At 75.2% G+C, this 22,315-nt stretch carries 20 protein-coding genes; 9 read left to right on the forward strand and 11 right to left on the reverse strand.

From position 1 onward, the window contains the following. Positions 1–25: 25 nt before the first annotated feature. Positions 26–685: a DUF1326 domain-containing protein gene (locus tag NPS70_RS00805; RefSeq protein ID WP_256521544.1), complete on the forward strand. Its 660-nt coding sequence runs from the start codon at positions 26–28 to the stop codon at positions 683–685. Between the two features lie 222 nt (positions 686–907). On the opposite strand, the gene NPS70_RS00810 is transcribed toward NPS70_RS00805, so the two are convergent. Together NPS70_RS00810 and NPS70_RS00815 are read right to left on the reverse strand one after the other, a co-directional pair. Next, positions 908–2,470, reverse strand: coding sequence for a M28 family peptidase (locus tag NPS70_RS00810; RefSeq protein WP_374211913.1), 1,563 nt, complete (start codon positions 2,468–2,470; stop codon positions 908–910). A 295-nt stretch (positions 2,471–2,765) separates the two neighbouring features. Beyond that, entirely contained in the window at positions 2,766–3,374 is a 609-nt protein-coding gene (locus tag NPS70_RS00815) for a TetR/AcrR family transcriptional regulator (RefSeq protein ID WP_256521545.1), read from the reverse strand. 386 nt (positions 3,375–3,760) lie between these two features. Here NPS70_RS00815 and NPS70_RS00820 point away from each other — a divergent pair, with 386 nt between their 5' ends. Both NPS70_RS00820 and NPS70_RS00825 read left to right on the forward strand, forming a co-directional pair. After that, positions 3,761–4,681 (forward strand): NAD(P)/FAD-dependent oxidoreductase, encoded by a 921-nt coding sequence (locus NPS70_RS00820; RefSeq protein ID WP_256521547.1) that lies wholly within the window; start codon positions 3,761–3,763, stop codon positions 4,679–4,681. Between the two features lie 29 nt (positions 4,682–4,710). Further along, positions 4,711–5,343 (forward strand): hypothetical protein, encoded by a 633-nt coding sequence (locus tag NPS70_RS00825; RefSeq protein WP_256521548.1) that lies wholly within the window; start codon positions 4,711–4,713, stop codon positions 5,341–5,343. A 93-nt stretch (positions 5,344–5,436) separates the two neighbouring features. Here NPS70_RS00825 and NPS70_RS00830 read toward each other — a convergent pair whose 3' ends face one another. After that, on the reverse strand, positions 5,437–6,324 hold the full coding sequence (locus NPS70_RS00830) for a glycoside hydrolase family 75 protein (protein WP_256521549.1): 888 nt from the start codon (positions 6,322–6,324) through the stop codon (positions 5,437–5,439). A 136-nt stretch (positions 6,325–6,460) separates the two neighbouring features. Continuing rightward, positions 6,461–8,281, reverse strand: coding sequence for a gamma-glutamyltransferase (gene ggt, locus NPS70_RS00835; RefSeq protein WP_256521550.1), 1,821 nt, complete (start codon positions 8,279–8,281; stop codon positions 6,461–6,463). 106 nt (positions 8,282–8,387) lie between these two features. Between ggt and NPS70_RS00840 the strand changes: the two genes are divergently transcribed. Next, positions 8,388–9,134 (forward strand): hypothetical protein, encoded by a 747-nt coding sequence (locus NPS70_RS00840; RefSeq protein WP_256521551.1) that lies wholly within the window; start codon positions 8,388–8,390, stop codon positions 9,132–9,134. Positions 9,135–9,597: 463 nt separating this feature from the next. Here NPS70_RS00840 and NPS70_RS00845 read toward each other — a convergent pair whose 3' ends face one another. From NPS70_RS00845 to NPS70_RS00855, 3 genes are all read right to left on the reverse strand, one after another. Next, positions 9,598–9,891, reverse strand: coding sequence for a hypothetical protein (locus tag NPS70_RS00845; RefSeq protein WP_256521557.1), 294 nt, complete (start codon positions 9,889–9,891; stop codon positions 9,598–9,600). Positions 9,892–10,484: 593 nt separating this feature from the next. Beyond that, the gene (locus tag NPS70_RS00850; protein WP_256521558.1) at positions 10,485–10,949 is read right to left on the reverse strand and encodes a DUF6278 family protein; all 465 of its coding nucleotides are present in this window, start codon (positions 10,947–10,949) and stop codon (positions 10,485–10,487) included. 58 nt (positions 10,950–11,007) lie between these two features. Beyond that, on the reverse strand, positions 11,008–11,787 hold the full coding sequence (locus NPS70_RS00855; RefSeq protein ID WP_256521559.1) for an exodeoxyribonuclease III: 780 nt from the start codon (positions 11,785–11,787) through the stop codon (positions 11,008–11,010). Between the two features lie 344 nt (positions 11,788–12,131). Between NPS70_RS00855 and NPS70_RS00860 the strand changes: the two genes are divergently transcribed. From NPS70_RS00860 to rbsD, 5 genes are all read left to right on the forward strand, one after another. Next, positions 12,132–13,169 carry a LacI family DNA-binding transcriptional regulator gene (locus NPS70_RS00860; protein ID WP_256521560.1) on the forward strand — a complete coding sequence of 346 codons (1,038 nt, stop codon included), beginning with the start codon at positions 12,132–12,134 and terminating at the stop codon, positions 13,167–13,169. Beyond that, a complete protein-coding gene (locus NPS70_RS00865; protein ID WP_256521561.1) occupies positions 13,166–14,689 on the forward strand; it encodes a sugar ABC transporter ATP-binding protein in 1,524 nt (507 codons plus the stop codon). The genes NPS70_RS00860 and NPS70_RS00865 overlap by 4 nt, the downstream gene beginning before the upstream one ends. Continuing rightward, a complete protein-coding gene (locus NPS70_RS00870; RefSeq protein ID WP_256521563.1) occupies positions 14,679–16,625 on the forward strand; it encodes a substrate-binding domain-containing protein in 1,947 nt (648 codons plus the stop codon). The genes NPS70_RS00865 and NPS70_RS00870 overlap by 11 nt, the downstream gene beginning before the upstream one ends. A gap of 74 nt (positions 16,626–16,699) precedes the next feature. After that, positions 16,700–17,602, forward strand: coding sequence for a ribokinase (locus tag NPS70_RS00875; RefSeq protein WP_256521565.1), 903 nt, complete (start codon positions 16,700–16,702; stop codon positions 17,600–17,602). Beyond that, positions 17,599–17,991 (forward strand): D-ribose pyranase, encoded by a 393-nt coding sequence (rbsD, locus tag NPS70_RS00880; protein WP_256521568.1) that lies wholly within the window; start codon positions 17,599–17,601, stop codon positions 17,989–17,991. Before NPS70_RS00875 ends, rbsD begins: the two co-directional genes overlap by 4 nt. 474 nt (positions 17,992–18,465) lie before the next feature. Here rbsD and NPS70_RS00885 read toward each other — a convergent pair whose 3' ends face one another. The 4 genes from NPS70_RS00885 to NPS70_RS00900 all read right to left on the reverse strand — a co-directional run bounded on the left by NPS70_RS00885 (position 18,466) and on the right by NPS70_RS00900 (position 22,314). Then, positions 18,466–19,119, reverse strand: a complete 654-nt coding sequence (locus tag NPS70_RS00885) for an MBL fold metallo-hydrolase (RefSeq protein WP_256521569.1) — start codon at positions 19,117–19,119, stop codon at positions 18,466–18,468. Between the two features lie 12 nt (positions 19,120–19,131). Further along, positions 19,132–20,445: an alpha/beta fold hydrolase gene (locus NPS70_RS00890; protein WP_256521570.1), complete on the reverse strand. Its 1,314-nt coding sequence runs from the start codon at positions 20,443–20,445 to the stop codon at positions 19,132–19,134. 130 nt (positions 20,446–20,575) lie between these two features. Continuing rightward, positions 20,576–21,148: a hypothetical protein gene (locus tag NPS70_RS00895; protein ID WP_256521572.1), complete on the reverse strand. Its 573-nt coding sequence runs from the start codon at positions 21,146–21,148 to the stop codon at positions 20,576–20,578. Continuing rightward, complete coding sequence (locus NPS70_RS00900; protein ID WP_256521574.1) at positions 21,145–22,314, reverse strand: ROK family glucokinase; 1,170 nt, start codon at positions 22,312–22,314, stop codon at positions 21,145–21,147. The genes NPS70_RS00895 and NPS70_RS00900 overlap by 4 nt, the downstream gene beginning before the upstream one ends. Position 22,315 lies beyond the last annotated feature (1 nt).

The raw sequence follows: 22,315 nt of genomic DNA on the forward strand, positions 1-22,315 counted from the left end.
CTGGGCTCGACGGGAGGGAACCGACATGACAGAGCAGGTCGCTACCGATGCGCGCTGGCACCTGGCCGGCGACTGGTTCGATGTGTGCAAGTGCGCTATCCCGTGCCCCTGCACGTTCGCACAGCCCCCCACCTACGGCGACTGCGAAGGCGTGCTGGCCTGGCACATCCAGGAGGGCAACTTCGGCGACGTACGTCTCGACGGTCTCAACGTGGTGATGCTGGGCTCCTTCGTGGGCAATCCCTGGACCCGCTCGCACACCGACCCGTATGCCGCGGTGTTCTTCGACGACCGCGCCGACGACCGGCAGCGCGCGGCGCTGCAGAGCATCTTCGGCGGCGAGGTGGGCGGATGGCCCGCGGAGTTCGGCGAGATGTTCGGCCCCGAGATGCGGGGCGTGGAGTTCGCCCCCGTCCGCGTCGAGGTCGACGACGACCTGGCCACCTGGCACGCGGAGATCCCCGGTCGGGTATCGGCCAGCGCAGAGGCACTGACGGGACCGACCACCCCGGAAGGGGCACGGGTACAGGTCCTCAACGCACCGGGCTCCGAGGTCGGTCCGGGCCAGGTGGCCACCTGGGGGCGGGCCACTACCGACAACGCCGACGCTTACGGCTTCTCCTGGAACCGCTCGGGGAAGTCGAGCAAGCACTTCCACTTCGACTGGAGCGGGGGCCCGGACTGACAGCGGATTGCGGCCCGCGCCGGGGCGGCAGCCGGCGCGGGCATGCACTGTCGCAACAGGCCCTGGGCGTCCGGCGAACGGCACTGCCCGCCCGCAGGGCGGGGTGCCTGCCGGGCGCCGCGCGCCGGGCGGGATCCGCCGGACGCTCCCGGTGGCGCGGCGGAGCCGCGGCGCCCGGCACCGGTCCGGGCCCGGCAGCCCCGCGGCGCCGCCGCCCCCGCGCTACTCGGCCGCCTGCGGACCCCGCGCGCCCCGGGAGGCGTCCGCGGCCCCCGCCGCGCCGCGGCGGGCGGCGGGCGGAGCGGAGTCCCCGAGCGCACCCAGGTCGTGGGCGTAGGTGCCCACCGCGTTGGCGATGACGTCGGTGTTGACGTCGAGCGCCCGCATGCTGATGTTCCCGATGGTGTCGCCCGGCCCGTGGTAGTCGGGGTGGAAGGCGGCTCCGGCCGTGCCCCCGAACAGGGCCGCCTCGGCTTCGGTCTTGACGGCCTCCGCCCCGGCGAAGGTACCGCCCGCCGGGATGCCCGCGTTGACGAACGCGGTGTAGTCGGAGCGGCTCACGAACGGGGTGCCCGCGTGCGGCAGGCCCCGCCGGTCGAGGAAGGAGGCGATGTCCCGCTCCAGCTGGGCCGACCCCTCGGGCCCGGGGGTCGTGTTGGCGCCGTCGGAGCCGTCGCCGTCGAGGACGAACAGCCCGTAGTTGGGCGAGGCGATGGTGCTGAAGTCGAGGTAGAGCCGGATCTCCTGCCGCTGCCGCGGTGCGAGGGCGCCGACGTAGTGGTGGGAGCCCACGAGGCCGAACTCCTCGGCCGACCACCAGGCGAAGCGCACCTTGTTGCGGGGGTGCTTCTCCTTCTGCGCGAACGTCAGCGCCACGTCGAGCAGGGCCGCGGACCCGGATCCGTTGTCGTTGATCCCGGGACCCGCCTTCACCGAGTCCAGGTGCGCACCGAGCATGACCGTGCGGGCGGCGTCGCCGCGGGCGGTCTCGGCCAGCACGTTGCGGGTGAGGCGCTTCTCCTGGAGCTGCCGGATCTCGAAGCGCAGGGCCACCGGCCCCCGGGCGGCCTCGGCGGCGAGCCGCTCGCCGTCGGCCAGGGAGATGCCGCCGGTGGGGATCCTGGCGGCGGACGGGTCGCTCAGGGTTCCCGACAGGGGGCCGTAGCCGGTGTCGATGTTGTTGTAGATCACGGCGCCGATCGCGCCCGCGTCGGCGGCCCGCTGCTGCTTGGTGGCGAAGGCGCAGCCCCCGCGCTTGATCAGCGCGACCCTTCCGGTGAACGCGCCCCCGGCGTAGTCCCCGGGTTCGCAGCCCGTGGTGCCGTCGGCGTCCACGGGGACGGCGGCGAGTTCGGCGGCGACCCCGCCGACGGGGGTCGACGTCGTGTACGTCATCGCCTTGATCTCGACGTCGTGCGGTGCGGGCGCGACGGTGGCGAGGCGCTCGGCCAGGGTCTCGGTGTAGACGAACTCGAAGCTCTGGTAGGAGACCCGGTACCCGGCCTTCTTCAGACGGCTGTAGACGTAGGCGGCGGAGGCGTCGTGGCCCAGCGATCCGGCGACGCGGTGGCCACCGGTGGAGTCGGCTATCGCCTGTAAGCGCTCCAGGTGCCGGTGCGCACCCTCCGCGGAGGCGGCCCCGACGAGCGCCCTCGACAGCCGTGCCGCGTCCCTGTGGGCCCCGTCCCGGTGGGCGGAGGCGGAGGGTGCGGAGGCCAGCAGGAGCGGGGTGGCGAGGGCGGCGGCGGCCAGGGTGGCCACGGCTCTTCGGCTGCGTATGGGCACAGCGATCCTTCCCGGTGCGAACGATGATGACCGGAAACTAGCGATCCACCCGTCGCACGGGGAACACTTGAGCCACAACTCAGCGCCTATATCGCACTGTTGTCATCTTCTCGCAGTACGTGACCATGGCGCATTCCGCTTTGGGGGCCCCGGCGGCGGGCCCATCGCACCTGACCGCGGGGGCCCTCCGCGAGGCCGGAGCGGACGGCTCCCCTCAGCCCTGGCGCGATCCCCACCGGCCGTTCCGGGCCACCCGCGGGGTTTCGAACCGGCCCTCCGGTCGCCGCCCGGGAGTTCAGTGCGGCCGCTCCGGCGGGCGGGCGGCGACGACGCGGCGGAAGAGGGCCTGCACGGCGGCGGTGACATCGCCGTCGGTCCTGGCGTGGTGGCAGGGGCCGGTGTAGCCGTGGGTGAGGAAGTCCGCGGTGAGCTCGGGGTCGGGGACGTCGAACTCGCCCGCCTCGTGGCCCTGCACGAGGAGGGTGACGAGCAGGTCGCGGGCGGCCGCCAGCGGCTCCTCGGCGCCCGCGCCGCCGGGTTCGTGGAAGAGCTGGTGGTAGAGCTCGTGGTGGTCCTGCTCGGCGGCGATCCAGACGGCGACGAGACCGTCGAGGCGTTCGGTCCAGGTCAGCCCAGGCTGCTCCAGAAGGGCGGCGGGCTGCTGGAGCATGCGGTCCCACATCTGGGCCTGGAGGGCCGCCAGGAGCGCCTGCTTGGAGTCGAAGTAGAGGTAGACCGTTCCCTTGGCGACCCCGGCGCGGGCGGCGACCCTGCTGATCGTCAGGGCCTCGTAGCCGTCGGCCAGGAGCAGGGCGGCCGTGGCGTCGAGGATCTGGCGGCGCCGTACGTCCGGGGGCTGGAAGCGGCCGATGGGCTGGGCGGGGGCGGACTGGTCCGCGGGCACGGTCCCTCCTGTGGCGTCGGACGACTGACCGGCGGTCGGTCGGGGGTTCCCAGGGTGCCATGCGGCCGGCGGGCGAGGGCGAGGGCCACGCCCCTCCACCCGGAGTGCCGCGCCCGGTGGCCGCGGGTCGCCGCCCGGGCGGCATCGGCGGGAGGCCCATCGCCGCTGCGGGGCCGGCGGCGGCCTTCCCCGGCCGGTGCGGGCGCCGCGCTCCCCGGTGCGGGGCGACCGGCGGACGCGAGGGCCCGGCGGCGGCCGGGCCCTGTGTCGCGGCTCACATACCCCGGGGAATGCGGGCAAGCGAATGACCGTTGGTCAGTAGTATGACCGCCGGTCATTCCATTGCGCCGCATCCCTTGCGCACCACATCCCTTCGGAGGCACCCCGTGAATCCCTCAGCCCAGTACGACACCGTGATCGTCGGCGGCGGGCCCGCCGGCCTGACCGCCGCGCTGGCCCTGACCCGCTACCGCCGCCGCACCCTGGTCGTGGAGTCCCCCGCCCCGCCGCGCAACGCCGCCTCCCGCGGAGTCCACGGCCTGATCGGCCTGGAAGGCGCCACCCCCGACGAGCTGCGCGCCCGCGCCTGGGAGGAGCTGGACCGCTACGGACTGGCCCGGCGGCTCGACGCCACGGTCGCCGAGATCGTCCCGCTGGGCGGTGACGGCTTCACCGTGCGCGCGGACGACGGCAGCACCGCCTGGGCCCGCAACGTGGTCCTGGCGACCGGCGTGATCGACCGGTACCCGGACGTGGAGGGGTTCGCCGCGTGCTGGGGCCGCACGGTGATCCACTGCCCGTTCTGCGTGGGCGAGGAGAACGCCGACCGCACCTGGGCCCTGGTAGCCGACGAACCGGGCTACCTCGCCATGGCGGCCACCGCCTTCCGCGCCTGGACCGGCGACACCATCGCCCTGGCCCCGCCCGCGCTGCCCGGCGCGGACGACCTGCGCCGGAGTCTGCGGGAGCAGGGCAGCGACCTCGTCCAGGGCGAGATCACCCGTCTGCACCACACCGACGGCGACCTCCACGCCGTGGAGCTGGCCGACGGCACCCTCCTCAGGCGCCAGACCCTGCTGTGGCCCCAGCCCCAGCGGCAGGTGCCGCTCGTCGAACGCCTGGCCGCGGAGCACGGCCTCGCCCTGGGCGACGGCCACGTGAGCGTGGACGACGACCGCCGCACCAGCATCCCCGGCCTCTACGCCGCCGGCGACCTGACGGGCAGGAGCTGGGAGCAGGGAGCCGTCCCCGCCGTCACCGCAGGAAGCGTCGCCGCCGACGCCATCCACTTCGCCCACCTGGCCTGACGGCCCCGACACCGCCACCGGAGGCCTCCGTGCCCGAGCAGGACTTCACCGCCTACGGCGACCGCATCGGCGATCGCACCACCCTCTACCGGGCCGTCGCCTCCCACACCGGAGCGCGCCGTGTCCTCTACCCCGGCAGCTACCTCGACCTCGCCCCCTCCTCGGTCTGGCCCGACGTCACCTACCTCGACGCCGACGCCCGCGCCCGCAGGGCCTTCGACGGCCCCGGGGCCACCACGCTCGCCGCCCGGCACAGGGAGTACGCCGAGCGCCCCCGTATCGCCTTCGTGCCCGGCGACTACACGCGCACCCTCGCGGAACTGCCCGAGGCCGCGTGGGACCTGGTGATCTCCCTGTACGCGGGGCCCGTCTCCGAACACGCCACCCGCTGCCTGCGCCCGGGAGGCTGGCTCCTGGCCAACAACAGCCACGCCGACGCGGGGCTCGCCCACCTCGACCCCCGCTACCGGCTCACCGCCGTCCTGCGGCACCGCGCGGGCCGCCACCACCTCACCACCGACGGCCTCGACCGCTACCTGCGGCCCAAACGCCCGCCCCACCCCGGCCGGGAACGGCTCCGCGCCGCGGGCAGAGGCGTCGCCTACACCCACCCGGCGGCCGCCTACCTCTTCCGCCTCGGCCCCGGCACGCGCGAGCGGTGAGCGCGCCACTGGACGCCGGGACCCGCCGGGCCGGCACCCCCGGTCGGGCCCCTGCGTGCCGGGGCCCCTGACGGGAGGCGGGCCGCGGCGGCGTCAGGACGGGGTACCGGCGCCGAGGGTCCCCGCGACCAGCTCACGGGCGAGCGCCTCACCCAGCGCGGTGGCCGCGGCGCGGTTCTCGATGGGCTCGGCCCGGGTGCCGGGGAAGAGGATGTAGGTGACGCCGGACGCGGCGCCGCCCCGCAGCGGGTGCGGGTCGATGCCGAGGGCCTCGGCGGCCGCGTAGGAGGCCTCCCCGATGGTGTCCGCGGGCCCGGTGTCGCCCACGACGCCGTAGACCACCCGGTCCTCGTGGACCACGGCCGCGACGGTGCCGCCGCGGATGCCGGAGGCCCAGTAGTTCCAGCGCGGGCCGGGGGCGGGCACCACCACGAACGGAAGCTCCTCGGAGTTGAGGTAGCGCCCGTCGGACTGCGTGAAGGCCGTGGCGGGCTGGAAGTAGGGGTCGGAGCCCGGATGGCAGTGCGCGGTGCGGATCCCGTCGCAGTCGATGTCGAGGTCCGCGGTCCAGTGCACGACGCCGTCGCGTCCGCACACCGGGACGTCGGCGGGGGCGCCCCGGTCGGTGCGGTAGGCACCGTGCGAGATGCGGTGGCAGGCGCTGACCGCGGCGCGCAGCGCCTCGGCGTCCACCGCGGGCGCCGAACCCGCCCGGGAGTCCGCGGAGGGTTCCCCGGCCCCGGCGCCGGAACGGTCGGCCGCGTCCGGCGCGGGGGCCGGGGGCGGCAGGGCCGCGGGCGTCTGCCGGACCGGGGCCGGACGGGAGACGGAGGCGGACGGGCCCCCGCCGGCCCCGGCCGCGCGCTCCGCGAGCGGGCCCCGGGGCGGCACCGCGACGGGCTGCGCCGCGGCGGGCAGGGCGAGGCTGCCGATGAGCACGGATCCGGCGGCCGCGGCCAGGACGGTTTTTCGCTTGTGCACAGGAGAGCCTTTCTGTCGACAGGCTCCCTACCCGCCCGGCCGCGAACCGGCTCCCCCGCACCCGCCGGACGGGTTACCCCGCGCCCCGCACCCGCCCGGGGCGGAGGCCGCGGCGGCCTGCCGCGGGCCGCGGGCCTCAGCGCACCGGGCGCACCACCCGTGCCGCCCCGCCGCCCCGGCGCTCCGTCTCCGCCGCGGCCAGCCAGCGGCCGCCGCCCAGGCGCTGGACGCCGGTCACCGCGCCGAGCTCGGGGTTCGGCTGGAAGCGGTGCCCCAGGGCCTCCAGCTCACCGCGCGTTCGCCCGTCCCACAGTCCGGGCTCCAGATCGGTCGCGCTCCGGTTGCGCTGGCTGGCGCGCGGTGCGGCGATCGCCTCGACGAGCGGCATGCCGCGGTCGAGGTGGTTGGTGAGCGTCTGCAGGACGGTGGTGATGATGGTCGACCCGCCCGGCGACCCCAGGGCCAGTACCGGGGCGCCGTGCCGGTCCAGGACCACCGTGGGCGCCATGGAGGAGCGCGGCCGCTTGCCCGGACCGGGCAGGTTGGGGTCGTGGACCAGCGGGTCAGCCGGGGCGAAGGAGAAGTCGGTCAGCTCGTTGTTGAGCAGGAAGCCCCGGCCGGGGACGGTGATCGCGCTGCCACCGGTCTGCTCGATGGTCAGCGTGTACGAGACGACGTTGCCCCACCGGTCGGCGGTCGTCAGATGGGTGGTGCTCTCGCCCTCGTAGGTGGTCGGCACCGCCCGGCCACCACCGGCGCAGCGGGCCGGGTCGCGCGGGTCGCCCGCCGCGAGCGGGCTGGCCAGGACGGCGTCGTCGCGGACGAGGCAGGCCCGGGAGTCGGCGAAGCCCCGGGAGAGCAGTCCGCGGGTGGGGACATCCTCGAAGGCGGGGTCCCCGACCCAGCGGCCGCGGTCGGCGAACGCGATCCTGCTGGCCTCGATCAGGCGGTGGAGGTAGTCGGCCTCGGTGGCCCGGGACAGGTCCCAGCGCTCCAGGATGTTCAGGGCCTCGCCGACCGTGGTTCCACCGGACGAGGAGGGGGCCATGCCGTACACCTCCAGACCCCGGTAGGAGACCTTGGTCGGGGCCCGCAGGACGGTGCGGTAGGCCCGAAGGTCGCCGCGGGTCAGGTCGCCGGGCCGGACGACCCGGTCGGCGCCCTCGGCGACGGGCGGACGCCGGACCGTGCGCACGATGTCGTCGGCGATCGGGCCCCGGTACAGCGCCCCGGCGCCCCGGCGCCCCAACTCGCGGTAGGTGCGCGCGAGATCGGGGTTGCGGAAGACGGAACCGACGGCGGGCGACCGGCCGCCGGGGAGGAACAGGGCCGCGCTGGCCGGGAAGTCGGCGAAGCGCTCCCGGTTGGCCTCGGTCTGCGCCCGGAAGGTCGCGTCGACGGTGAACCCCCGCTCGGCCAGGCGCTCCGCGGGTGCCAGCAGGCTCCGCAGCGGCCGGGTGCCCCAGGCGTCCAGCGCCGTCTCCCAGGTCGCCGCGGTGCCGGGTGTGCCGACGGCGAGCCCGGAGGTGACGCCCTCCGCGAACGGGATGGGCGCACCGTCCTCGACGAACAGCGCGGCGTCCGCGGACCGCGGTGCGGTCTCCCGGCCGTCGACCGTGTGCACCCTGCGCGAGGCGGCGTCGTAGTAGACGAGGTACCCGCCCCCGCCGACGCCCGCGGAGTAGGGCTCGGTGACGCCCAGCGCGGCGGCCGTCGCCACCGCCGCGTCGACGGCGTTGCCGCCGCGGCGGAGCACCTCGATCCCCACGGCGGAGGCGTCGGCGTCCACGCTGGCGACGGCTCCGCCGTACCCCGCGGCCACCGGGGTCTTGACGGGGGCCGGAGCGGGGGGCGCAGGGGCCGGGGTGGCGGCCGTGGGCGGACCGGCGGCCCCGACCGCCAGGGCCGCCGCCACCAGGGCGGGTACCGCGACCTTCCGAACGGCACTGCGACGCATGCCTACCTCCCGTGTGCGGACGTCGGCGCAGCGTAACCCCGCTCCGGCGCCCGGCGACAGGACCGCCTCGGACAGCCCGGGGCCGATGCCGCTACCATGCGCGCCCATGAGTGACGAGATACGCGACATCGTGCTCGGCGTGGCAACGGCGGGCCTGTGCGCAGCGATCGGCTGGCTCGCCCGGACGCAGCTCTGGCGCCGTCGGCTGCGGCGCAGGCGGGTCTTCTTCGGCATGCCGGAGGGGTCGGAGTGCCTGCTCGTCGTCAACCGCGAGGCCGGCCGCGACGGCTCGGTGCACCGCTTCGACGTCTTCGCGCTGATGGAGCTGTCGGCGCTGGTCCGGGAGTGCGGGGCGCATCCGCAGGTGGTGTGGCACGACGCGGCCCAGCAGGGCTTCGGCGAGCGCACGGAGTTCTGCGTCGGCGGACCGGTCTCCAACCGCCGCACCTCCGCCCACCTGTCGTCGCTGCTGCCCGGGGTGCGGATCAACACGGACGCGGAACCCGGCCCGGAGCAGGGCTCGTTCCAGATCGGCCCGGACCACTACCGCATGGATCCGGGTGTCTGCGAGTACGTGCTGCTGGCGAGGTTGACGACGGGTCAGGACACGCGCCCGGTGTTCCTCTTCTGCGGGCAGCGGGCGATCACCAACCAGGCCGCGACCCGCTATCTGTCACGCCATCACGAGAAGCTGGCCCGCAAGCACGGCGGCGGCTCCTTCGCGCTGCTGCTCAAGGTGGTCAACTCCCGTGCGTACGGGCCCGATGTGGTGGAGGTGGTGGCCGACGTGTCCCGTGCGGCGCAGGCACCCCTCCCCGGCCCGCGGACCCAGCAGCGCGCGGCCTCGTCCTGACGCGCGGGGCGGCGGGCGGCATACGGAGCGGTGTGCGGGGCGGCTGCGGCCCTCGGGCGTTCCCACCGTCCGGGCACCCTGCGCGGCCGGGGGTCGCGGAGCGCCCGGGGGGACCGCCGGGTCGCGGGCGACGGACCGTCACCGCGGGTACGGGGAGCCGAGGGGAGCGGTGCCCCCGCCGCCGCACAACGGCGGCGGGGCACCGCTCGGCGTCGAGCACGACCCGCCCGGTGGGCAGCTGACCTTCTCCCCGCGGGGAGTGATCACCGGCTGCCACCGGCCCCTGCTCCGGGCAGGGAAGGGCGATGCCCCTTGAGCCGCTGCCCCCTCCGTCCCCCGCGCCCGGTGGCGGGGGGCGGCCGCCCCATCACCACGGGGCTGAACGACACAGCGTAGTCCAGATCGGGCGTGCGTCGGGCGCCCAGGGGAGGCGAGCCCTTGTTCGCATCGCGGACGCGCCCCCTCAGCGCTTGACGGTCTTCGACAGGAGGCCCGCGGCCCCGCCCTTCCCCCGGGCGCCGGAGGGGGCGTCCGGGGGCCGGTCCGTCCCGGCCGCCGTGCAGAACGCCGGGCGGGCGGACCCCCGCTCGCGGGAGGCGGTCGCGGCCGCACCCGCGCGGCCGCGGCCCCGTGCCGCCTCGGCCGCCTCTCCGGTCCTCGCGGGGGCGGGGGTCGGCTCGCCGGGGAGCACGGCCCCCGGGTCCGCTGCCGGCGGGCGGGCGAACGCGACGCGCTGCCACCGGACCCCGGTCCGCATCGCCGGCAACGTCGCGGCCCGGTCGGCGGGTCCGAGCCGCCCGAGCGGTTCGCGGGCCCGTCGTTCGGCCTCCTGTCTGCTTCGGCCCCGGGCCCGCCGCGGCCCCGGGGCGCGCTCCGGGACGGTGGCGGCGGGCCCGGGCTCGCGCGCCGGGGAGTTGAGACGCGGCAGGACCATGCCCGTACCGGCGCCCGCTGCGGTCCTGGGACGTCCCGCGGGCCGCGGCGGCGGCACCTCGGCGCGAGCCGTGCGGGGCTCGACGGCCGGGTCCACGACCCGGGGTGCGGGCAACGGGCCGGCGTGCCCGTCGACGCGGCGCGGCTCGATCAACGGCTCACCGGCCATCCGATGCCCTCCCCCTGGTCGCTGTCTCGGTGTCGGTCGGAGCGCGCGGCGGCTGTTCCGCCGCGATGGGAAACTACCCACCCGGATGGGGCACTTCATGGCGACACGCATAAGGACCGGATAAGCCGTACTAGTCGAGAAGTCGCACCGGGGACGGGCGCGGTGCACGGGGCGAGGGCGGCGGGCACGGGGCGAGGGCGGCGGGCGCGGGGCCGCGCCACACGGGCCGGGGCCCGCCTCGGCCCGGGCTACGCCTCCGCGGCCTCGGCGTAGACCTGGGACAGCTCGGGGGCCCCGGTGACCGCCCAGTCGAGTCCCGAGTCGACGACGCGGATCTCCCGGCCCGAGGCCAGGCGCACCACCGGCTGCCCACCGGGCCAGATGTGCCAGTAGGCGCCGGGCACGGTCCGGACGATCACGGTGCCGAGGTAGAGGCCCGCGTCGTTGCCGAGCCAGGGAAGCTCCTCGGGGTCGTCGCGCCAGCGGGGCGGCACCTGGTCGAGGGCGGCCAACGAGGCCGGGGTGTCGTCCAGTTCGATCCCCGCCCGGGCGGCCCGGGCGCGCAGCAGCTCGCACTCCGACAGCAGCTCGGTGACGGCCGCGGCGCGCTCGGGGTCCCGCTCCCGCGCCGCGCCGTGGCCGCCACCGGGCTCCTGCTGCTCCTGCCCGCCGGAATGGCGCCGGAGCCAGTTGTCCAGGAAAGGGATGTTCATGCCCTCCAGCGTCCCACCCCGGCCGGAGGATGCACGGCACGGCACGGCAGGGCGAACGCTAGATGTCCAGGTCCACAACGACCGGTGCGTGGTCGGACGCCCCCTTGCCCTTGCGCTCCTCACGGTCCACGTAGGCGTCCCCCACGGCCCCGGCGAAGGCGGCGTTGCCGTAGACGAGGTCGATGCGCATGCCCCGGTTCTTGGGGAAGCACAGCTGGCGGTAGTCCCAGTAGGTGAAGGGGCGGTCGTACTTCAGGGGGCGCGGCACCACGTCGGACAGCCCCTGCCCGCGCAGCGCCGCGAGGGCGGCGCGCTCGGGCTCGGTCACGTGGGTGAGCCCCTCGAAGGCAGCGAGGTCCCACACGTCCTCGTCGGTGGGCGCGATGTTGTAGTCGCCCATGACGGCGAAGGGGCGCCCACCCGCGGCGTCGCCCGCCACGGCGCCGGAGAGCGCCTGGAGCCACCGGAGCTTGTAGTCGTAGTGGTCGTGCGCCACCTCACGGCCGTTGGGCACGTACACCGACCACACCCGCACCGGACCGCAGGTGGCCGCGACGGCGCGGGGCTCCTGCACACCCTCGTACTCCGGCCCTCCCGGGAGCCCCCTGACCACGTCGTCGAGGCCGAGCCGGGAGACCACGGCCACGCCGTTCCAGCGGCCGGTCGCATGGACGGCGGACTCGTACCCGAGCTCCCGCAGCGCCTCGGCGGGGAACTGCTCCTCGGTGCACTTGGTCTCCTGGATGCACAGCACGTCGGTGCCGCTGCCCTCCAGCCAGGCCAGCAGCCGCGGGAGCCGGGCGGTGATCGAGTTGACGTTCCATGTGGCGATGCGCATGCCGTCAGCCTAGCGGCGGCGTAGGACAGCGCGGCCGCGGCCGCCCGGCCCCCGGTGGGGCGCCGCCGGGCCTCCCGGAGGAGTCCGGGAACCCGCCGCGGCCCGCACCGGCGCCCGACCCGCCGGAGCGGACGGGAAGCCCCCGCGGCCGGCCGCGCGCGGACCGACGGACCTCCCGGCGGCCCTCCCCCGGGACCCGGACGGCCCGGTCACGATCCGGTCTCGTCGCGCACGGGCCCTTGCCGATCACCCGTGTAATCGATTCCAATCGTCCCTGCACACCCCGTGTAATCGATTCCAGCACCGAGCTTCCCCTGCTTGTCCGACAGAGAGGTGGACCAGCGATGGCGAGTATCAAGGACGTCGCCGCCGAGGCGGGCGTCTCCGCCGCCACGGTCTCGCGTGTCCTGAACGACCATCCTTCGGTCAGCGCGGACGCCCGCACACGAGTGCTGGCCGCCGTCGAGACCCTCGGCTACCGCCCGAACGCCGTCGCCCGTTCCCTGCGCACCGACCAGACCCACACGCTCGGCCTGGTCATCAGCGACGTGCTCAACCCGTACTTCACCGAGCTGGCCCGCTCCGTCGAGGAGGAGGCCCGCGCGCTCGGCTACAGCGTGATCATCGGGAACGCCGACGAGCGGCCCGACCTCCAGGACCACCATGTGCGCAACCTGCTGGACCGCCGTATCGACGGCCTGCTCGTCTCCCCCACCGACGGCGGCTCGCCGCTGATGCTGGACGCCGCGCGCGCGGGAACGCCGATGGTGTTCGTGGACCGGTGGATCCCGGGCGTGGACGTCCCCGTGGTGCGGGCGGACGGGCGGGCGGCGGTGCGGGACCTGGTGGCGCATCTGCGCGGCCTCGGGCACCGGCGGCTCGCGATCATCGCGGGACCCGCCGCCACGACGACCGGGCGGGAGCGCGTGGACGCCTTCAGGGAGGCGCTCGGCGCGTACGGTCTCGCACTCCCCGACGCCTACGTGGGCCAAGGCGACTTCCAGGCCGAGAGCGGGCGCCGGGTCACCGAGGGGCTGCTCGACCTGCCCGAACCTCCCGAGGTCGTCTTCGCGGCGGACAACCTGATGGCCCTCGGCGCCCTGGACGCCGTGCGGGCGCGGGGGATGCGGGTGCCCGACGACATCGCACTCGCCGCCTTCGACGACATCCGGTGGTTCGTCCACACCGACCCGCCGATCACCGCCATCGCCCAGCCCACGGGCGAGCTGGGGCGCGCCGCCGTACGCGCGCTGGTCGCCCGGATCGAGGGTCGGCCCGGCGAGTCCGTCACCCTCCCCGCCCGTCTCGTCGTGCGCCGCTCGTGCGGCGAGCCCCCCTCGCCCCTGCCGCCCCTGTCCCCCGCACCGAGGAGTACGCCGTGAGCGACCCGGACGAGTTGCTGCGTATCGAGGGCATCCGCAAGACCTTTCCCGGCGTGGTCGCGCTCGACGGCGTCGACTTCGCCCTGCGCCGGGGCGAGGTGCATGTGCTGCTCGGCGAGAACGGGGCCGGCAAGAGCACGCTCATCAAGATGCTCTCCGGCGCCCACACGCCCGACGCCGGGCGGATCCTGGTGGACGGTGAGGAGGTGCGCATCGACGGTGCGCACGACTCCGAGCGGCTCGGGATCGCCACCATCCACCAGGAGTTCAACCTCGTTCCCGATCTGTCCGTCGCCGAGAACATCTACCTCGGGCGGCAGCCCCGGCGGTTCGGGATGGTCGACCGGAAGCGGATGGAGGCGGACGCCGGGGACCTGCTCGCGCGCGTCGGCGTGGACGTGTCCCCGCGCACGCCGGTGCGTGAACTGGGCATCGCCCGGATGCAGATGGTCGAGATCGCCAAGGCCCTCAGCCACGACACGCGCGTGCTCGTCATGGACGAGCCGACCGCCGTCCTGACCACCGGGGAGGTCGAGAAGCTGTTCGCCATCGTGCGGCAGCTGCGGGCGGACGGTGTCGGGGTGGTGTTCATCACGCACCACCTGGAGGAGATCGCCGCCCTCGGGGACCGGGTGACCGTCATCCGCGACGGGAGGACCGTCGGGCAGGTGCCCGCCTCCACCGGTGAGGACGACCTCGTACGCCTCATGGTGGGGCGGTCCATCGAGCAGCAGTACCCGCGGGAGCGGGGCGATGCCGGGGCCGCGCTGCTGACCGTCGAGGGGCTCACGCGGGACGGGGTCTTCCACGACGTGGGCTTCGAGGTGCGGGCCGGCGAGGTGGTGGGGATCGCCGGGCTCGTCGGGGCCGGCCGCACGGAGGTCGCACGGGCCGTCTTCGGAGCCGACCCCTACGACAGCGGGAGCGTGCGGGCCGGGGGCGCCTCGGTGAGGCGCCATGACGTCAACGCCGCCATGGCCGCCGGGATCGGCCTGGTGCCCGAGGACCGCAAGGGGCAGGGGCTGGTGCTCGACGCCTCCGTCCAGGACAACCTCGGGCTGGTCACCCTGCGGGGCGCCACCCGCGCGGGGCTCGTCGACCTCAGGCGCCAGCGGGAGGCCGCCGAGCGGATCGCGGGGCGACTCGGCGTGCGGATGGCCGGGCTCGGGCAGCAGGTGCGGACCCTCTCCGGCGGCAACCAGCAGAAGGTCGTCATCGGCAAGTGGCTGCTCGCCGACGCCAGGGTGCTGATCCTCGACGAGCCGACGCGCGGGATCGACGTCGGCGCCAAGGTCGAGATCTACCAGCTGATCAACGAACTGACCGCCGCCGGCGCCGCCGTCCTGATGATCTCCAGCGACCTGCCCGAGGTGCTCGGCATGAGCGACCGGGTGCTGGTGATGGCCCACGGGCGGATCGCCGGCGAACTCCCGGCCGGCGAGGCGACCCAGGACGCGGTGATGGCCCTCGCCGTCAGCAACCCCCTTACCACGGAAACGGAGGCCACCCGTGGCCAGTGACACCATCAGGAGCTCCGCGGGCGCGGGCGGCGCCGCAGGACTGCGCCGGCTGCTGCTCGACAACGGGGCGCTCACCGCGCTCATCGTCCTCGTCATCGCGCTGTCGGCGCTGTCCGGCGACTTCCTCACCACGGACAACCTGCTCAACATCGGCGTCCAGGCGGCTGTCACCGCGATCCTCGCCTTCGGCGTCACCTTCGTCATCGTCGCCGCGGGCATCGACCTGTCGGTCGGCTCGGTCGCCGCGCTCTCCGCGACCGTCCTCGCCTGGAGCGCCACCGACGCGGGCGTACCGGTGGCGCTGGCCGTGGTCCTCGCCGTCGCGACCGGCACGGTCTGCGGCGTGGTCAACGGCTTCCTCGTCTCCTACGGCAAACTCCCGCCGTTCATCGCGACACTCGCCATGCTGTCCGTGGCACGCGGGCTGTCGCTGGTCGTCTCGCAGGGCTCCCCGATCGCCCTTCCGGAGTCCGTCTCCCACCTCGGCGACACACTCGGCGGCTGGCTGCCGGTGCCCGTGCTGGTGATGGCCGTCATGGGGCTGATCACGGCCTTCGTGCTGGGGCGCACGTACATCGGGCGGTCGATGTACGCGATCGGCGGGAACGAGGAGGCGTCCCGGCTGTCGGGTCTGCGGGTGAAGAAGCAGAAGATCGCCATCTACGCGCTGTCCGGGCTGTTCGCCGCCGCCGCGGGCATCGTCCTCGCCTCCCGCCTGTCCTCCGCCCAGCCGCAGGCCGCCCAGGGCTACGAGCTGGACGCCATCGCGGCCGTCGTCATCGGCGGTGCCTCGCTCGCGGGCGGCACCGGCAAGGCGTCCGGGACGCTGATCGGTGCGCTGATCCTGGCGGTGCTGCGCAACGGCCTCAACCTCCTGTCGGTGTCCGCCTTCTGGCAGCAGGTGGTCATCGGTGTGGTGATCGCGCTGGCCGTGCTGCTCGACACCGTGCGCCGCAGGGCGGGGGCGACCCCGGTCGGTGCCGGCGGGGGCGGCGGCAGGAGCAGGAGGGCGGGCACGTACCTCCTCGCCGCCGTGGTCGCGGTGGCGGTCGTGGGAGCGACCTCCCTGCTGCACGGCGGCTCGTCGACGGCCGCGCAGCGGAAGATCGGACTGTCGCTGTCCACGCTCAACAACCCCTTCTTCGTCCAGATACGGGCGGGCGCGGAGGCCGAGGCGCGGGAGCGCGGGGTCGACCTCACCGTCACCGACGCACAGAACGACGCCTCGCGGCAGGCCAACCAGCTGCAGAACTTCACCAGTGAGGGCCTGGCCTCCATCGTCGTCAACCCGGTGGACTCGGACGCGGCAGGTCCGGCGGTACGGGCCGCCAACGAGGCCGGGATCCCGGTCGTGGGCGTCGACCGGGGCGTCAACAAGGCCGAGACGGCCGCTCTGGTCGCCTCCGACAACGTCGAGGGCGGCGTGCTGGGCGCACGGGCGCTCGCCGAGAGGCTCGGCGGCAGGGGGACGATCGTCGTCCTGCAGGGCCAGGCCGGTACCTCCGCCAGCCGGGAGCGCGGCGCGGGCTTCGCCGAAGGGCTGAAGGCCTACCCGGGCATCACGGTGGTCGCCCGGCAGCCGGCCGACTTCGACCGCACGAAGGGCCTCGACGTGATGTCGAACCTCCTTCAGGCGCACCCCGGCATCGACGGCGTCTTCGCCGAGAACGACGAGATGGCGCTCGGCGCGATCAGGGCCCTGGGCACGAAGGCCGGAACCTTGGTCCAGGTGGTCGGCTTCGACGGTACGCCGGACGGGCTTCAGGCGGTCGCGGACGGGACCCTGTACGCCTCGGTGGCACAGCAGCCGAGGGAACTCGGCCGCATCGCCGTGGAGAACGCCCTGCGGGCCGCCGACGGCGGGAAGCTGAGTGCGACGGTGAAGGTGCCGGTGAAGGTGGTCACCAAGGAGAACGCGGCCGGCTTCGGAGGCTGAGCCTCCGACGTCCGCGAGACGACTGGCGCCTCGGCGCCGGTCACCCACCACGACGGGGAGCAGGGAGACCACTGATGTACGACTACGACCTCCTGGTCATCGGGTCGGCCAACGCCGACCTGGTGGTCGGGGTCGAGCGGCGGCCCGGGCCCGGGGAGACGGTGCTCGGCTCCGAGCTGGACGTCCATCCGGGCGGGAAGGGCGCCAACCAGGCCGTCGCGGCCGCCCGGCTGGGAGCCCGTACGGCCCTGCTGGCCAGGGTCGGTGACGACGCGTACGGCCGGCTGCTGCTCGACGCGCAGCAGGCGGCCGGGGTCGACACGGCGGGCGTGCTGGTCGGCGGCGCGCCGACCGGTGTCGCGCTGATCACGGTGGACCCGTCCGGTGACAACAGCATCGTCGTCTCACCGGGGGCGAACGGGAAGCTCGCGCCCGGGGACGTGCGGGCGGCGGGGAGCCTCCTCCATGCCTCCCGGGTGGTGTCGGCGCAGCTGGAGATCCCGCTGGAGACGGTGGTGGAAGCGGTGCGGGGCCTGGCGCCCGGCACCCGCTTCGTCCTCAATCCGTCGCCGCCGCGCCCCCTGCCCCCGGAGGTGCTCCGGGCGTGCGACCCGCTGATCGTGAACGAGCACGAGGCGAGGGTGATCCTCGGCGGCGAGCGGGGCGGCGAGGAGCCCGCCGGCTGGGCGCGGGCCCTGCTCGCGCGCGGGCCGCGTTCGGTGGTCGTGACGCTGGGCGCGCAGGGCGCATGGGTGGCGTCGGCGCAGGGCGCGGTCCTGGTCCCCGCCGTGCGGGTGGACGCCGTCGACACCACGGGCGCGGGCGACGCCTTCACGGCGGCACTGGCGTGGCGGCTGGGGAGGGGCGACGCGCTCGCGGACGCGGCGGCGTACGCGGTCCGGGTCGGGGCGGCGGCGGTGACGAAGGCGGGGGCGCAGGCGTCGTACCCGACGCCGGGGGACGTCGCCGCGCTGTGAAGAGGGCCGGGATCCTCAACCGCCATCTCGCCGGGGCGCTGGCGGAGCTGGGGCACGGCGACGGCGTGCTGGTGTGCGACGCCGGGATGCCGATCCCGGACGGGCCGCGCGTGGTCGACCTGGCCTTCCGGGCCGGGGTGCCGTCCTTCGCCGAGGTGCTGGACGGGCTGCTGGCCGAACTGGTGGTGGAGGGCGCGACCGCGGCGGCGGAGGTACGGCGGGCCAATCCGGCGGCGGCCGCGCTGCTGGACGGGTACTTCCCCGGGCTCCGCCTCGTGCCCCACGAGAGGCTGAAGGGGCTGGCGGGCGGCGCGCGGCTCGTCGTACGCACCGGGGAGGCGTCCCCCTACGCGAACGTGCTGCTGCGCTGCGGCGTCTTCTTCCCCTAGGGCGTGTCCGGCACGGAGCGCCGTCCGCCCGCGGGGCGGGGTGCGCGGCGTCCGGTGCGTGCGATCGCACGGCGGAGGGGCGTCCTCCGACGGGAACGTACGTGGACGGCTCCGACGGCGCAGCGGGTGCGGGGGCCGGGCGTCGCGCCGGGGCGGGCCTCGCCTGACGGGGCACCGGCACAGGGTCGGGCCGGCGCCGCACCGTGGGGCCGGACGCACCGGCGCCGGGGCGGCCGCCCACCCGGTCGGGCCGTCCACACGCCCCGGTGGCGCTCCGCGGCGGCCGCACGGGGAACCGCGCCCGGTGCGGGGCGGAGGGTCCGCGGCCCCCTGCCGTGCCCCCGGACCGGGCGGCGGTGCCTGCCGGCCGTCGCGGTCACCGGGCGCATCGAACTCCCGCGGCCTCGGCGGCCGCCCCGCGCGGCTCCGGGCCACCGGGTCAGGAGTGCGCCGACCGCCTCGCAGGCCGTCGCGTCAGGCGTTCCCGGAGTCCTCCGGCAGGTCCAGGAAGGCGCCCGGAGCGAGGCGGCCGTGCTCGGCGCCGCCGAGCTCGCCGATCTGGCGGTCGTAGATCGGCCGCGCGAGATCCGTCAGGAGCGCGTCGTGGACGTCGAGCACGTAGCGGGGCCGGACCTCGCGGACGTAGTCGATCACCTCGGAGATCTTGTTCCACGGCGCGTGCACGGGCAGCAGCAGGGTGTCGACCGGCGCCTCGGGCACGGTCAGCGCGTCACCGGGGTGGAACACCCCGCCGTCCACCAGGAAGCCCACGTTGGTGAGGCGCGGGATGTCGGGGTGGATGACCGCGTGCAGTTCGCCGTGGACCTGGACCCGGAACCCCGCCGCCTCGAAGGCGTCGCCGTGCCCGACGGTGCGGACCCGCCCGGGGAAGGCCGGTGACAGCCGCTCGGCGACGCTGCGCAGGGTCCACAGCCCGGCGGCGGGGTCGGCCTCCAGGGCCGCCCGCAGCCGTCCCTCGTCGAAGTGGTCGGGGTGCTCGTGCGTGACGAGCAGGACGTCCGCCCCGGCGGCGGCGTCCTGCTCGCTGAAGCCGCCGGGGTCGATGACGAGTGTCCGTCCGTCCTTCTCCAGCCGGACGCAGGAGTGGGTCTTCTTGACGATCCTCATCCCTCCATCCTGCTACGCCCGGTGCGTGGTCTCCTCCCGGATGACGTTCCGGGCGACACGGAAGGCCGCGTTGGCGGCGGGCATCCCGCAGTACACGGCGGCCTGGAGGAAGACCTCGCGGATCTCGGCGGGCGTCAGCCCGTTGCGCAGTGCCGCCCGGGTGTGGACGGCGAGTTCCTCGTGGTGGCCGCCCGCGAGGAGCGCGGTGAGGGTGACGCAGCTGCGGGTGCGGCGGTCCAGGCCCCCGCGGGACCAGACCTCGCCCCAGGCGTACCGGGTGACCAGGTCCTGGAAGTCCGCGGTGAAGTCGTCGGCGGAGGCGGCGGCGTCGTCGACATGGGCGTCGCCCAGGACCTCGCGGCGGAGCTTGGTGCCGAGCTCGTGGGGGTCGGGCCGGGTGTCCACGGGGACGGCGACGGGCTGCTCGGCCGCCGCCGGGGCGGGCTCGGGTGCCGGGGCGTCCGCGGCGGGGGCGGCCGGGACGGCGTGCGCGGCCGTCGGCGCGGGCGTGCCTGCCACCGGTACGGGGATGGCGGTGAGCGTGTCCTGCCAGGCGGTGCCGAAGTGGTGGGCCAGCAGGTCGGTGACGGCGGAGGGCTGTTCCACCGGGGCGAGGTGCGAGGCGCCCGGCACCAGCGCGAGGCGGGCGTCGGGTATCCCGGCCACCAGGGTCCGCGCCTCTGCGGGACCGGTGACCCGGTCCTCCGAGCCGACCAGGACCAGGGTGGGGACGCCCACACGGGAGAGTTCGCCCCGCACGTCGAAGGCGGCGAGCGCCTCGCAGGCGGCGATGTAGCAGCCGGGGTCGGTGGTGCGCACCATCTGGACGGCCCACTCGACGATGGCGGGCTGCGCGGCGGCGAACGCGGAGGTGAACCAGCGCTCCGGGGCGCTGCGGGCGACCGGGTCCAGGCCGTTGGTGCGGACGACGACACCCCGCTGGCGGAACTCGTCGGCGGTGCCGAACCGGGGGGAGGCCGCGACCAGCGCGAGGGAGGCCACCCGGTGGGGGTGGCGCAGGGCGAGTTCGATGCCGATGGCGCCGCCGACGGAGCAGCCGGCGTAGCCGAAGCGCTGCACGCCCAGGGTGTCGAGGGTGGCGAGGAGCCGTTCGGCGAGTTCCGCGACGGAGTCGGCGGGCTGGGCGGGAGCGCCCCCGTGCCCGGGCAGGTCGAAGCGGATCAGGCGCCAGCGCGAGGACAGTTCGGCGATCTGTCGGTCCCACATGTGCCAGGTGGTGCCCAGTGAGGGACCGAGGATCAGGGCGGGTGCGTCCTCTGGCCCGTCGAGCCGGTACTGCAGGGTGTTCGTCGGTGTCTCTCTCACGCCCTGCACGCTCTCACAACTCCCCCCGCGCCCGGGTCGGAACCCCCGTCAAGTCCGCCCGGGGGGTGGCGATCGGGGGGCCGGGGCGCCGGCGGGACCGCGGGGGCCGGGGGTGTACGGCGCGGGGCGGCTACGGAGTGGAGGTGGAGACCACGTAGACCCAGGGCTTGAGCGGTTCGGAGAGGTCGACGGTGATGCTCTGGGTGGGCCGCGGAGGGGTGTTGCGATGGGTGAGCCCGGCCCACCGGCGGTCCGGGAGGGTGAAGTTCCAGCCCACGACGTCGGCGTGGCGGTCGTCGATGGCGACCTCGCCGTCGTTCAGGGCGGAGCGGTCGGTGCCGACGTCCCGGAGGAACTCGTCCAGCCCGTCGGGCGTGGTGCGGAACTGCACGTAGAAGCGGCTGGTCTTCCAGTTGCTCGTCTCGAAGTAGCCGACCCGCCAGGCGCCGTCGGGGATCGGGATCTCGAAGATGCGGCGCTTCACCAGGGAGGGCCAGCGGTCGCGCAGGCCGGTGGCCTTGGCGTCGGCCTCCTTGTCGCGCCCGCTCTCGCGGCTCTGCTCGGCGGAGACCAGCAGGTAGCCGGCGGGGATGCCGACGAGGAGCACGATCGTGAGCAGGGTGAGGCTGCGGCGCACCAGCATGCGGCGCCGGCTCTCGTTCCCGGTCGGCGTCGGGGCGGGAGGGCGGGTCACGGTGGTCATGAGGCGGGGGGTTCCTGGGTCGGGCGGGCGGAGCCGGGGTTGCGCAGGGCCTGCGCGTAGCGTTCGTAGCGTTCGTGCCGCTCCACCCGGCGCCGGTTGGTCCGGCGGAAGCGCCGGGCGACCAGGCGGGCGAGGTCGGCCGCACCGACCATACCGGCCTCGGGACCCAGCTGGGCCTTGGCGATCCGGGCCTCGGGGCGGTAGCCGCGGCCGGTGAGGTGGCGCCGGAAGGCGTCGCGGGCGGGGGCGATCAGGAGGTCGTCGGCGGCGCTGACGCCGCCGCCGATGACGAAGCAGGAGGGGTCGAGCGCGGCGGCCAGGTTGGCGATGCCGACACCGAGCCACTGCCCGATGTCCTGGAGGAGTTCGACGCACATCGCGTCGCCCTCGCGGGCCAGTTCGGTGATGAGCGGGCCGGTGATGTCCCGGACGTTGCCGCCGACCCGGTCGATGATGCCGTAGGCCACCGGGGAGTCGGCGGCGGCCAGCTCCCGGGCCTCGCGGACCAGGGCGTTGCCGGAACTGTACTGCTCCCAGCAGCCGCGGTTGCCGCAGGGGCAGCGGTGGCCGCCCGGAACGACCTGCATATGACCGAACTCACCCGCCACCCCGTACTTGCCGCGCTTGACGCGGCCGTCCTCCAGGATGGCACCGCCGATGCCGGTCCCCAGGGTGATCATCACCAGGTGGTCCTCGCCGCGGCCGGCTCCGAAGCGCCACTCGGCCCAGGCGGCCGTGTTGGCGTCGTTGTCGACCAGCACCGGCACGGCCAGGCGGGCGGTGAGGGCGTCCCGCAGGGGTTCGTTGCGCCAGGCCAGGTGGGGTGCGAACAGGACGGTGGCGCGGTGGGCGTCCACCCACCCGGCCGCCCCGATGCCCACGGCGTGCACGTCGTGCCGGTCCGAGAGGTCGAGCACCAGCTCGCAGATGGTGTCCTCGACGACCTTGGGGCTCTTGGACTTGTCGGGGGTCTCGGTGCGGATCCTCTCCAGGATGACGCCGTCGGCGTCGACGACGCCCGCCATCACCTTGGTGCCGCCGATGTCGATGCCGACCGTGGGGACCCGGGGCGCGGAGAGGTGCGAGCGGCGCTCGCGGGTGCCGGCGGTCCGCAGGACGCCGGCACGGGCGGTGCCTCGCTGCGTGAAGTCGCGGTACGTGCTCACG

Origin of the sequence: Streptomyces sp. C10-9-1 (assembly GCF_024497955.1) — a bacterium.
Classification (GTDB): Bacteria; Actinomycetota; Actinomycetes; order Streptomycetales; family Streptomycetaceae; genus Streptomyces; species Streptomyces sanyensis.

Excerpts from the sequence above, each read along its gene's own strand:
- NPS70_RS00805 (WP_256521544.1), top strand. The coding sequence starts at position 26 with ATGACAGAGCAGGTCGCTACCGATGCGCGCTGGCACCTGGCCGGCGAC.
- ggt (WP_256521550.1), bottom strand. The coding sequence starts at position 8,281 with ATGCGTCGCAGTGCCGTTCGGAAGGTCGCGGTACCCGCCCTGGTGGCG.
- NPS70_RS00840 (WP_256521551.1), top strand. The coding sequence starts at position 8,388 with ATGAGTGACGAGATACGCGACATCGTGCTCGGCGTGGCAACGGCGGGC.
- NPS70_RS00845 (WP_256521557.1), bottom strand. The coding sequence starts at position 9,891 with ATGCGGACCGGGGTCCGGTGGCAGCGCGTCGCGTTCGCCCGCCCGCCG.
- NPS70_RS00850 (WP_256521558.1), bottom strand. The coding sequence starts at position 10,949 with ATGAACATCCCTTTCCTGGACAACTGGCTCCGGCGCCATTCCGGCGGG.
- NPS70_RS00855 (WP_256521559.1), bottom strand. The coding sequence starts at position 11,787 with ATGCGCATCGCCACATGGAACGTCAACTCGATCACCGCCCGGCTCCCG.
- NPS70_RS00860 (WP_256521560.1), top strand. The coding sequence starts at position 12,132 with ATGGCGAGTATCAAGGACGTCGCCGCCGAGGCGGGCGTCTCCGCCGCC.
- NPS70_RS00875 (WP_256521565.1), top strand. The coding sequence starts at position 16,700 with ATGTACGACTACGACCTCCTGGTCATCGGGTCGGCCAACGCCGACCTG.
- NPS70_RS00885 (WP_256521569.1), bottom strand. The coding sequence starts at position 19,119 with ATGAGGATCGTCAAGAAGACCCACTCCTGCGTCCGGCTGGAGAAGGAC.
- NPS70_RS00895 (WP_256521572.1), bottom strand. The coding sequence starts at position 21,148 with ATGACCACCGTGACCCGCCCTCCCGCCCCGACGCCGACCGGGAACGAG.